Source organism: Cellulophaga sp. Hel_I_12, assembly GCF_000799565.1.
Classification (GTDB): domain Bacteria; phylum Bacteroidota; class Bacteroidia; order Flavobacteriales; family Flavobacteriaceae; genus Cellulophaga.
This window is the reverse complement of record NZ_JUHB01000001.1, coordinates 2912746-2925065: the sequence shown is the minus strand read 5'-3', so window position 1 is coordinate 2925065 and position 12320 is coordinate 2912746. Positions and strand designations below refer to the sequence as shown.

Sequence of the window (12320 nt, the reverse complement as noted above, 5' to 3'; positions counted from 1 at the left end):
TCTTAATAGTATTTTTTACTATCAGGTTTTGAGATAATTTTAAGTTAAAGCAATAAGCTAAACCCATTATTATGGATTTTTTAAATCTTTATTAGCTAATTTTAGTTAACCTTAAATATAGATTTTGCCTCTCTATAAATCCGTTCAAAATTGAGCTTTAATTCATCAGTTGTGAAATGTTGATGAGGATATGGTATTTCCCTTTTAATCGCTTGTAGTTTAAATTGAACTCTTTTATACTCGCCATCAGCAAAAGTTATAAACTCGCCTTGTTTCAAACGAAAGAAAACATCTGCCCTGCGTTTGGAAACTTCTTTTTCGCCTGTGGTAATCCGTGTATCAAAATTCAGATTATGACCACGGTTGATACTTGTGGTTTCTTTACGGACAATCTCAAAAAATCGTTCATAGTATTTTGCAGTATCTGGGTCATTTACTTTGCAAAAAAAACTGATAGGAAAGGTTGCTCAAAATAGCCTTACTCGCTTTTTGTGTCAATTTTTCTTTGACTTCTTTCTTAGCGGCCGTAATTTTTTTACCGCTCTTTCTTGTGATACTCGCTTTTGTTGTCATAATACTCAAATTTTTGATTAAACAATATTTGAGCAGGAACCAAACGGAAGATAAAATCTTGGCTCAAAAGGAAACGGAATAAATAAGCGTTGGAAAGAGCATTGGCTTTATGCCGTAGTAACCTCCAAAACAAGGATTTGGGTCATAAAATTCAATAACTTTACATATGGGCTTCGGGTAGTCAAGACCTAAAAGAAATTGGTGTTTTCAAACCCTTGCCGTAGTCTGGTCCCTCCCGTTGTAGGTTTTTCATTGGTGATGCCCAGCAATCCCTTATAGAAGATTACAGAACGTAAAAATGGGCGGACCCGAGGCTCTTTTGTTTAACCTAAAAACAGTTCTGAAATGAAAAAGACAAAAAAAGAAGTGGTCGAAATGGCCATGATGAACCCAAATGCAGCGGGCATCGACATCGGTAGCACGGAACATTGGGTGGCAGTCCCGGAAGATAGGGACGCTGAAAGAGTAAGGCGTTTCACAGCCTTCACTTGTGACCTGCACCAAATAGCGAGATGGCTTAAAAAATGTGGCATTACAACTATCGCCATGGAATCAACGGGCATTTATTGGCTCAATCTTTTCCTCCTTTTGGAAGACTACGGTTTCGAGGTATTTCTGGTAAACGCACGAAATGTCAAGAACGTAAGTGGCAGGAAAACGGACATGAGCGATGCGGAATGGATACAGAAGCTTCATAGCTGTGGGCTTTTGTCGAACAGTTTCCAGCCGGACAACTATACCCGGGAACTGCGCACTTACACCAGACACCGACAGAACCTGATCCGTCAGGCCAGCCGCTACCTCCAGCACATGCAGAAATCCATGGAACAGATGAACATAAAGCTGCACAAGGTAATTAGGGATCTTGCAGGAAAAACAGGCATGTCCATTGTTAGCGCAATCCTTGACGGGGAAAGAGACACGGAAATATTGGCGGAGCTCAGAGACAGGTGCGTCAGGGCGAGCAAGGAGACCATAATGAAATCCCTGGAAGGGACATGGCGGGAAGAATACCTGTTTACACTTCAACAGGCCTACGATTCCTTCCATTTCGTGCACGCACAAATGCAGCAGTGCGATGAAAATATAGAAAAGGCACTTAAAAAAAGGGAAACGATCGAGGTTCCCGGCGAGGATAAAGACCCCGTTAACAAAAAGAAAAAAACGAAAAACAAGAACACCCCAAAATTTGATGTCGACAGTTACCTAAAAACACAATTGGGTGTGGACATTACCCAAATAGACGGTATAGATAGCCTGAGTGGACTGAACATCCTTGGGGAAATGGGAAGTGATTTCAGTAAATGGCCTACAAGGAAACAGTTCCTATCATGGCTGAACCTTGTCCCCAACAACAAACAATCAGGAGGAAAGCTGATTAGCAGCCACCTGATGAACAAAAAGAATACCGCCGGGCACATATTCCGGAAATGTGGCAGCTGCCTTTGGAAAAGCAAAGGGCCTTTGGGTGATTATTACCGAATCCAAAGGGCTAAAAATGGCGGTAAGGCGGCCGCGATTGCAACTGGGAACAAACTGGCATCCATAGTCTACACCATGGTAACACACCAGGTTGAATACGATGAATCCATTTTAGTAAAAATGAAAAGGCACAGTCAGCAAAAGAGGCTCGACAACTTGCAGAAAAAGGTTGCCCACATACAAAAGGAACTCGAAGAAGCAGCTTGATATTCAAATATTTAAGAAGGAGTTATATAGAAGTCTTTTGATGGAAGTATTTTACGAGTTTAAATTGCGTGTATATTGTATGATAATAAACTTCCCTTACGAAGAACCGAGGTTGCGGCATAGTAAAATTTATTATTCTGATAGTAAATTCATAGGGTTTAAAAACAAATAGAAGAATTTAACATCAATAAAAATGTTGCCTTCAAAATAGCAAAATGTTGTACCTATGTTGTACCAAGTCATAAAAAAAGCCGAGATTTTCATCTCAGCTTTTTTAGTACCGAAGGCGGGAATCGAACCCGCAAGCCTTGTGAGCAATGGATTTTGAATCCATCGTGTCTACCAATTCCACCACTTCGGCATACTTTTTTTCCCTTCTCAAATTTGGATTTTGAATCCAGCGCGTCTACCAATTCCGCCACTTGAGCAATTAAAGTGCAAAATTATAAAATAAATCCATTTTTCAATCAAAAATTAAACATTTATCTACCTGTAAAACAAATAAATTTCTAAATTTGCACTCCCTAAGAAATTTTAGGAGTTAATAAACTAAAAAACAATCGCTTAACCATGCCTTATCAAGTACCAGAACCTAAAATTTTTGCGTGTACCCAAAGTACTGCTTTAGCTGAGAAGATTGCAAAATCTTACGGTACCGAGTTAGGTAAGGTTATTTTTTCAAGATATAGCGATGGTGAGTTTCAACCCTCTTTCGAAGAATCTGTAAGAGGTACCCGGGTATTTATTATTGGATCTACCAATCCAAGCTCTGAAAACTTAATGGAAATGTTATTGATGCTTGATGCCGCAAAACGCGCTTCAGCTCGTCATATAACTGCTGTCATGCCTTATTTTGGATGGGCGAGACAAGATAGAAAAGATAAGCCTAGAGTACCTATAGCGGCTAAATTAGTGGCTAAAATGCTGGAGGCAGCGGGTGCAACTCGTATTATTACCATGGATTTGCACGCGGATCAAATACAAGGATTTTTTGAAAAACCCGTAGACCACCTTTTTGCATCAACACTTTTTCTTCCTTACCTAAAAAAATTAAACCTAGACAATTTAACCATTGCCTCACCAGACATGGGAGGTTCTAAAAGGGCTTATGCTTATTCAAAAGCTCTTGAATGTGACGTTGTCATCTGTTATAAGCAAAGAGAGAAAGCGAATGTAATTTCTGTTATGGAACTTATTGGCGATGTAAAAGGTAAAAATGTAGTGTTGGTTGATGATATGGTGGATACCGCTGGAACTTTGACAAAAGCAGCTGATTTAATGATTGAACGTGGCGCCCTAAGCGTACGTGCAATTACTACCCACGGACTCCTATCAGGTGATGCTTATGAAAAGATCGAAAAATCTCAATTGTTAGAATTAATCATTACCGATTCTATTCCATCAAAAAAGAATAGCAAAAAAGTTACTGTACTTAGTTGTGCAGATTTATTTGCAGACGTCATGGACCGGGTGCATAACAATACCTCAATCAGTTCAAAATTTTTGATGTAAGCCTCACCTATAACTAGCAAAAAAGCCAGTTATGACCTCTCCAAAGGAGAGGTGAAAAAAAAAGAATAATTAATAGTTAAATATAAATAATGAAGTCAATTACAATTACAGGATCTAAAAGAGAAAGCGTAGGCAAGAAAGCAACAAAAGCCTTACGTAATGCTGGAAAGGTTCCTTGCGTACTGTACGGAGGGGAAAAACCATTACACTTTTCAGCGGATGAACCAGCATTCAAAAATTTAGTGTACACCCCAAACGCTCACACCGCAGTGATTGAAATTGAAGGTGGCGCTAAGTTTGACGCTGTTTTACAAGACATTCAGTTTCACCCAGTTACAGATGCGATTTTACATATCGATTTCTATCAGTTATTTGCTGATAAAGAAGTTACTATGGATATTCCTGTACGTTTGGTAGGTAATTCTCCAGGGGTAAGAAACGGTGGTCGTTTATTATTTAGAAAGAGAAAATTAGCCATCAAAGCTTTACCTGCGAAATTACCAGATTTCTTTGATGTTGATATCTCTAAATTAAAGATTGGCGGTACTATTGCTGTTGAAACTTTATTAAATAATGATTTTGTCATTTTACATCCAGACAGTACTGCTGTTGTTCAGGTAAAAGCTGCTCGTAATGCAGTTGTTGCTGATGACGAAGATGAAGAAGGAGAAGAAGGTGCTGCTGAAGGTGCTGAAGCTTCAACTGAAGAGTCTGCGGCAGAATAAATTTTTTGTATCACATTCCAAAAGCATCCTACACGTAAAGTTAGGATGCTTTTGTATTTTTACAGCTACATCGTTTCTTGACTTTTTAGTGTACCCGTCTATTTTACAGGTTATGCTGATACACCCAAGTAAAGCTTTTAAGAGATTCCAAAAGGTTTTATGGCTATCTAAAAGATGCCGGGTGGTTTCAAACAAAAAATCAAAACGCGTTTTTAAATTCAATTACAATGTTTGGTATTTTTAAATCGCTTTTTAGTAAAAAAAATTATTCTTCAGAAGAAATAGCCCCTATGAAAAAATATCTGATTGTAGGATTAGGAAATATTGGACCAGAATATGCCCAAACCCGTCATAACATTGGTTTTAAAGTTCTTGATGCTTTGGCCCATAAAGAAAATTTAAGTTTTGATACCGTAAAACTGGGCGATGTTTGCACCCACAAAATAAAAGGGCGTAGTGTCCTATTATTAAAACCGTCTACCTATATGAATTTAAGTGGTAAGGCTTTAAAGTTTTGGATGGATAAAGAAAATATTCCTTTAGAGAACGTTCTTGTCATTACCGATGATATTAATTTAGATTTTGGGACCATCCGCATTAAAACTAAAGGGAGTAATGGAGGGCACAATGGCTTAAAAGATATTCAAAACACCTTAAATTCTTCAGAATACAACCGATTCCGATTTGGAGTAGGTGCTGATTTTGGCAAAGGAAAACAAGTAGACTATGTGCTGGGTAAATGGAACGAGGAAGAAAAAATAGCTCTTAAAGAGCGTTTAGAAAAAGCTACAGAGGTAATCAATTCTTTTGTACTCGCTGGCATGAATACGACGATGAACGAGTTTAACAATAGCTAAAACAAAATCACAAAACTCTAAAACTATAGACTCCAGAACTAGCCGAATTTCCTGCTTGGTCTATGGTTTTAACACTCCAGTAATAAATCGTATTTGACAGCACAGTAACTTTAAATTCTTGGCTTGTTGCATTCGTTGTTCCCGTTACAATAAGGGGTGGATTAAAGTCTGAAAAATAAACTTCATAAAGCTCAATATCGTTATCGACATCAGCGCCTTGCCATGTTAATGTAACTTCGTTATTCACGTCTTTCACGACAGACACTCCAGATAAGGGTCCTAAAATTTTGGTAGGAAATGGGGCTCGTGTGGTGAGACTACCCGCATTAAAAAAACGCCACACCTCACTTTGCGCCGTTTCTGTTACCATGGTATTCTCTGAAACTACACTCCAGGAGTAGGGCACCCCTTTTACAAGCGGTAATTGAACAGCGTTTTCGTTGGTACTTACCATTTGCGCCGCATTGGTATTTAAATTTATAACCTGTAAAGAATAGCGCTGCGCATTGGCAGCAGCTTCCCATTGAAAATTAATTAAACGGGTGTTCTGATTGATATTTTGACCCGTAGTGCATTCCGAATCTTCTAAGGGAAAAATCAGCTTAGCAGGAGCTGGGTTTCTGGGCTCGTCTTTAGAACAAGCTATCAAAACATAAAAAATACTAAGTAGCACTATTCTTTTCATGAAAATTAATTTATAGCAAGCATGGGTATCAAAACGGTTCTACTTGTTCGCATTTGTTATTCCTTTATTAGTTTAAACGTTCCTTGTAAGGCACTGCCTGAAAGTTTTACTAGGTATATGCCTATAGGCAGGTTATGAACAGCTATTGGCAAGGTGGTTCGTTGCTCTTCTGAAAAAATAATTTCCTTGACCAAACTCCCGTTCATGGCAAAAATTTGCACCTTAGCATTGTAAATTGCTGTACCTATAAATAAGTTGGTAATGCTGTTCGCAGGGTTTGGATATAAAAATGGTTTGTCAGCCACAATAAAGGTTTTTTCGTAAACCCCTTGACAGGCTAAGTCGGTTGCTACTTTTAAGGTGTTCACGCCATTTTCAAGTTTCAACATAAGGCTTTCTTGCGTAATTTGTTGCGGCACCCCATTTAAAGTTAGTACATAATTTAAGGCCCCAGCTAAAACTAAACGTACTTCTTTTCCATCTGCGGTTAGGTTGGCGCTTACCGATAATTCGTCGGGCTGCGTAATAACAACATCAAAACAATACTCTTCGTAGGTTATAACGCCATTAGTTCCCCTAATACAGACGGTGTATTCGCCAGCAGACAAATCATTCTGCGCATAATTCGTGGTAAAACTATCGCTTATATTGACTCCGTTTCCTGTTATAAAAACACTGTAATTTAGGCCCACTATGGCTTCAATTTGTATGGCTCCATCATTGTTATCTCTACAAGATTCACTTTGTATGCTAACAGAAAAATTAGTAGGCTCAAAACGATATACCGGACATCCGTCTGTATTCACTTCTTGCCCTAAGGCTGTACCCAAACATAAATCATCACCATCATCAAAAACTCCATCATTATCTTCATCCGGTCTAAATTGTCCTTCCACACATAGGCGGATCCCAAAACTATTTAAAGCGCCACCATCTCCTCCAGCATTATCTTCTATTTCTAAAACCCAATCGCCTTGTGACGACTCTCCTTTAAAGGAAGCTAAAGACCCTAAGGGCCTCACTATTCCTGAAATTGTCGGTGTGGTACCGCATACAAAACTAGGTGCACTAGCATCAAAAGTAGCATTGATATTCCTATTTTCGCCACAAGAATTAGAGACTAAAACCACTTTTGTTCCTTGGGGTGATGTTAAGGTGATTTTAAGGTCGGCTACATAGCTGTGGCTTAGGTTTAAATCAACATTTATAGCTGCCACGGGTAGATCTTCAGTAAAAGAAATAGTGGAGGTAATGGTTGGTGTCCCAGAGGCACTTATGGTGATGGGCAAATTATCTGCAAATTTCACCATACAATCAATCGTTGCTGTTGTAAAACTAAATGGCGCATTAAACGCCCCTTCCCCACAATCGTTCTTAGGTTTTACGCGCCAATAATAGGTGGTTTCTGGCAATAATCCGTTGGCCTTATAGGTATTAAAAATTACTGTTTCTGAAATTACCATGGTCGTAAAAGCCATATCTGTAGCAATTTCAATATCATAGGCTGTACTTGCTGGTGCTTCCTCCCAAACAAATAATTGATCTATACTTGTGTTGGTTGCTGTATCGCTTGGTGCAGTTAACACCACCGGAGCAAATACCGTATTGTAAATACCCAATTGTAAAGGCACTTGTTTTGTGCTGCTTGCAGCCGTCGCAACGACTTGCAAGGTATACGCACCCACGGGAGTATTATTGGTATTCGATAGCGTAAGATTAATATTCGTACTGTTCGCAGTAACTGTACTAGGAGAAAAAGTAGCGATTAAGCCTGAGGGTAGTCCTGTAAGGCTAAGGCTTACCGTTTCAGAAAAAGTCCCATCAGTTTCGTAAATAAAAGGGATGATCAAATCGTTAGACTGACAAACATCAAAGGCTAATTTTGAAAAGCTCAACACCATAGGGCTCGCTGTAATGCTAAAATTAGCAGTATTTACGGCAAAAAAGATGTTGTCACTTGCCTTGACCATCAATCGCGCTTGGCTGGTCACTTCATTCGGAATCAAAATATCATGAGTTCCGTCATTTTTTACATTTTCTGCCACGATAATGGGAAAAGTTTGTCCCCCGTTGGTCGATAAATAAATATTGACTTCTGCCGTATTTATCGGCGTTTGGTTCGTATTGGCAACGTCCCAAGTAAGGGTTTGTACCGATCCTGCTTCATAAGTGACCGCTGTATTTTGAGAAAGTACTGAAAAAGTACCGGAATTATTCACCACATCGACCTTTAGGGTAGCAGCCGCCACTTGCCCACCACCACTATTATTATCCCGAACGGTCAAGGCAAAATTCATTTCCCGTTCCACATTCGATACCGTCTCCCAAGCCGAGTTTATCGTTGGGTTACTTTGCGTTAAATTACCCTGAATTACCCTTGATAATTTAGGAAAGTAACGGCTGGGCTCGGTGGTTGGTTTTTGAGATCTAAAATTTGCACCACTCGGATTATCAGGCCCAAACGTTGTATTGGTAACAACCCCGTCATCTATTTGCTCCCAGGCATAGGTGAGTACATCTCCAGGGTCACTATCGCTTGCATTCCCTGAAAGCACAAAGGCCGTTCCCTTTGGAATGGTATAATTAGTTAAAGGGTCAATGACTGGTGGATTATTGGTCAGAGTCACCTCAACAGCGCAATTGGTTAGCGCTAAGTTTGTAGTTATTTGTTGAATGCTGTAATAGTGAAAATAGTCTTGCCCATTTGCAGCCACATTATTAGCACCTGCAATACCAGCATACCCCATAATGGTGGTACCGCTCCCTGGCTCTGCTTGCACTACAGTACCTTCGGACTCGAAAGACCAGGTATGGTTGGCCCCTAATTGATGGCCCATTTCATGCGCTACAAAATCGATGTCAAACAAATCGCCCTCTGGAACTAATGCCGATGAAAAAGCACTTCCCTTTTCAGCATCTCTACAAATAGAACCAATAAAACCAGCATCTCCAGCATTATTTGCCCTATTAAAAAGATGCCCAATATCATAATTAGTGGCGCCGATGACAGAGGTAAATATGCCTTGAGCCTGAGCGTTTAAATTTCCAGAATAAGGATCATTAGCGGCATCAGAATAAATCACTACATCGGTATTGCCCACCAACTCTAAGCTAATCGCTAAATCGGTTTCAAAAACCATGTTAATCCGGGTAAGCGTGGCATTTATGGCGGCTAATGCATTAGCTACTGTACCCCCGTGGTACTGTGTATACTCTCCTGTAGCCGAAATAGCCACTCGGTATTTTTTCAGTACTTGTGTATCGACCAAGGAAGGTTGAGGCCCTAGAATGCTACTAGAAATAGCATCTTCTGTTTCACAGACAAATTGTTTATCCGCAGGGTCTAAGCCATTTCTAGCATACACTATATAGGCTGAGCCATCTGCTGTTTTTTGCATAAAGGTCGACTGGTCCGAATTTGTATCGACCATCATACTCTGAACTCCATTTGGTGAAACACTAAAGCGAATTTGTTGATTGGGATTAGTGACACTTGTGCCCTTATATGATTTTATTTGAGGATATTTTGCCGCTAGTTCAGGGGAAAAAACGGTCGCTTCTTCGACCTTAAACCCTGTAATTTTACCTAATTCATCGGGGAAATAAATTACCTTTTCTACTTTTGAAGTACCCTTGTTCTTTACCAATTGCTGCTTAAAATTGCTATCTTGAAGTTTAAATACTCTGGGGTTCTTAATGGATAGCTTTTCTGCGGTCGTTAAAACTGAAGTGCTTTTTAAATTCGATTCTTGCCAGTAATCTACTTGAGAAAACCCACAAAAGCCAATAAAAAATATGGGAATTGCAAAAAGTAAACGTAAGTTTGCTGTCATTAAATCTGTTTAATAAACTATAAAAGTAAGCCTTTTTATTATTTTATTTTCGTGGTAACTATTCAAAATATAAGTAAATTCGATAAGGAACATGCTACCGCTGTAACCATTGGTACTTTTGATGGCGTGCACATTGGGCATAGAAAACTTTTAACTAGGCTCATGAATGATGCCAAACTTTTTAATTTAAAAAGTACGGTACTTACTTTTTTTCCGCATCCTCGGATGGTTTTACAACACGATGCTGATATAAAGTTGCTCAACACCATAGCTGAAAAAGAACAGATTCTAGAAAAAATAGGTTTAGATTATTTAATGATCCATCCGTTTTCGAAAAAATTTTCTAGACTATCTGCAACAGAATTTGTTGAAGATATTTTAGTAAATGGTTTACACTGTAAAAAAGTCATCATCGGCTATGACCATCGTTTTGGAAGAAACCGCAATGCCGATATCAACGATTTAAAAGATTTTGGCAGCACTTTTAATTTTGAAGTTGATGAAATTCCTGCACAAGAAATAGACGATGTATCTGTAAGTTCTACTAAGATTAGAAAAGCTTTGGCAGAGGGCGATATTACAACGGCAAATTTATATTTAGGGTACAACTATATGCTTACTGGCCTAGTCATTAAAGGCAAAGGTTTAGGCAGACAACTCAAGTATCCTACTGCGAATATTTTTATAGAAGAAAGCTATAAATTAATTCCACTAAAAGGTGTTTACGTGGTACAAAGTGAAATAAACAACACAAGGGTTTACGGGATGATGAATATTGGTTTTAACCCTACCGTTTCGAATACAGGCAGCACTACTGCTATTTCAAAAGAAAGTATTGAAGTGCATTTTTTTGATTTTAATGAAGATTTATACGGTCAAAAAATTCAGGTTTCTATTTTAGATCGCATTAGAGACGAGCATAAGTTTAAATCGGTTGATGCTTTAAAAACGCAATTAGCGAAAGATAAGGCAGCGGCTTTGAAAATTATATCCTCACCCAGAACTACTGAATAAGGTAGTTCTGAGCTCTCTAAAGGAGAGATAGGGCTGAATTAGTCTTTTATCTAAAAACCTCTTTTAATCCCTGTAAAGGAGCGAAATTATTTCGTTTTTTTACTGTAAATTTGCAGGCTTAAATTAAAATTCCATGTTACAGCTAAATGCTATTCGAGAAAACAAAGATGCTTTTATTAGCGCCTTAAAAAAGCGTAATTTACAAGCGGATACGATCATAGAAAATGTGTTACAGCTCGATGAAAACAGAAAAGCAACACAAACCCAATTGGATAATACTTTAGCAGAGGCTAACAAATTATCCAAAGAAATTGGTGATCTTTTTAAAAGTGGAAAAGCAAAAGAAGCGAACGATTTAAAAGAAAAATCAGCCCATTTAAAGGAGGCTTCAAAACAATTAACCGACGATTTGAACAGCATAAGCACGGAGCTTCAAAATGCCTTGTATCAAATTCCAAATATCCCCCACGCATCGGTAGTTGCAGGAAAATCAGAAGAAGATAACGAAGAAGTTTTTAAGGAAGGTACCATTCCCACACTTTTTGAAGCTGCCCTACCGCATTGGGAACTCGCCAAAAAATACGATATTATCGATTTTGAATTAGGGGTAAAAATAGCAGGAGCTGGTTTTCCTGTTTACAAAGGAAAAGGTGCTCGCTTACAACGCGCTCTGATCAATTATTTTTTGGATAAAAATACTGAAGCTGGCTATACCGAAGTTCAAGTGCCACATCTAGTCAATGAAGCCTCTGGCTACGGAACCGGGCAATTACCGGATAAAGAGGGGCAAATGTACTACATGCCTGAAGACGATTTGTATTTAATACCGACGGCCGAAGTACCCGTTACCAATATCTTCAGAGATGTTATATTGAATGAAAAAGAGTTCCCGATTACCTATACCGCATATACCCCTTGTTTTAGACGCGAAGCAGGTAGTTATGGCGCACATGTACGTGGTTTAAACCGTTTACACCAGTTTGATAAAGTAGAGATTGTTCGTGTGGAACACCCTGACAAATCATACCAAGCCCTAAACGGCATGGTAGAACATGTAAAAAACATATTGCGTGAACTAAAATTGCCTTACCGTATTTTACGACTTTGTGGGGGTGATTTAGGCTTTACCTCTGCCCTAACCTTTGATTTTGAAGTATTCTCTACGGCACAAGACCGTTGGCTAGAAATTAGCTCTGTTTCTAATTTTGAAACCTATCAAGCCAACCGATTAAAACTGCGCTACAAAGATGAAAACGGCAAAAGCCAATTAGCACATACTTTAAACGGAAGCTCTTTAGCCTTACCACGAGTTTTAGCGGGTATTTTAGAAAATTACCAGACCGAAGATGGGATTACAATTCCAGAGGTGCTAGTGCCCTATTGTGGGTTTGATAGGATTGGGTAAGAGCCCCCTAGAAAGCCTCCCCTAACC

General features: G+C 38.9%; 8 protein-coding genes, 1 tRNA gene and 1 pseudogene. 6 read left to right on the top strand and 4 right to left on the bottom strand.

The window, feature by feature from the left end; all coding sequences use genetic code 11:
• Window positions 1-101 precede the first annotated feature (101 nt).
• Window positions 102-573 (bottom strand): annotated as a pseudogene (locus GQ45_RS18250) (hypothetical protein).
• Window positions 574-918: 345 nt separating this feature from the next.
• On the opposite strand from GQ45_RS18250, the gene GQ45_RS12630 reads away from it, so the two are divergent.
• Window positions 919-2262 carry an IS110 family transposase gene (locus GQ45_RS12630; protein WP_047418552.1) on the top strand — a complete coding sequence of 448 codons (1344 nt, stop codon included), beginning with the start codon at window positions 919-921 and terminating at the stop codon, window positions 2260-2262.
• A gap of 278 nt (window positions 2263-2540) precedes the next feature.
• Here GQ45_RS12630 and GQ45_RS12625 read toward each other — a convergent pair.
• Window positions 2541-2623: transfer RNA gene (locus GQ45_RS12625), tRNA-Leu, on the bottom strand.
• A 209-nt stretch (window positions 2624-2832) separates the two neighbouring features.
• On the opposite strand from GQ45_RS12625, the gene GQ45_RS12620 reads away from it, so the two are divergent.
• The 3 genes from GQ45_RS12620 (at window position 2833) to pth (ending at window position 5356) form a co-directional block, all read left to right on the top strand.
• Complete coding sequence (locus tag GQ45_RS12620; protein WP_047418550.1) at window positions 2833-3774, top strand: ribose-phosphate pyrophosphokinase; 942 nt, start codon at window positions 2833-2835, stop codon at window positions 3772-3774.
• Window positions 3775-3863: 89 nt separating this feature from the next.
• Entirely contained in the window at window positions 3864-4499 is a 636-nt protein-coding gene (locus GQ45_RS12615; protein WP_047418548.1) for a 50S ribosomal protein L25/general stress protein Ctc, read from the top strand.
• Window positions 4500-4726: 227 nt separating this feature from the next.
• Window positions 4727-5356 carry an aminoacyl-tRNA hydrolase gene (gene pth, locus GQ45_RS12610; protein ID WP_047418546.1) on the top strand — a complete coding sequence of 210 codons (630 nt, stop codon included), beginning with the start codon at window positions 4727-4729 and terminating at the stop codon, window positions 5354-5356.
• 7 nt (window positions 5357-5363) lie between these two features.
• On the opposite strand, the gene GQ45_RS12605 is transcribed toward pth, so the two are convergent.
• A complete protein-coding gene (locus GQ45_RS12605) occupies window positions 5364-6041 on the bottom strand; it encodes a fibronectin type III domain-containing protein (RefSeq protein ID WP_047418544.1) in 678 nt (225 codons plus the stop codon).
• A gap of 56 nt (window positions 6042-6097) precedes the next feature.
• A complete protein-coding gene (locus GQ45_RS12600) occupies window positions 6098-9874 on the bottom strand; it encodes a reprolysin-like metallopeptidase (protein WP_047418542.1) in 3777 nt (1258 codons plus the stop codon).
• 51 nt (window positions 9875-9925) lie between these two features.
• Here GQ45_RS12600 and GQ45_RS12595 point away from each other — a divergent pair, with 51 nt between their 5' ends.
• Together GQ45_RS12595 and serS are read left to right on the top strand one after the other, a co-directional pair.
• Window positions 9926-10888 (top strand): bifunctional riboflavin kinase/FAD synthetase, encoded by a 963-nt coding sequence (locus tag GQ45_RS12595; RefSeq protein WP_047418539.1) that lies wholly within the window; start codon window positions 9926-9928, stop codon window positions 10886-10888.
• A gap of 133 nt (window positions 10889-11021) precedes the next feature.
• Window positions 11022-12293 (top strand): serine--tRNA ligase, encoded by a 1272-nt coding sequence (gene serS, locus GQ45_RS12590; protein ID WP_047418537.1) that lies wholly within the window; start codon window positions 11022-11024, stop codon window positions 12291-12293.
• The last annotated feature ends 27 nt before the right edge of the window (window positions 12294-12320 follow it).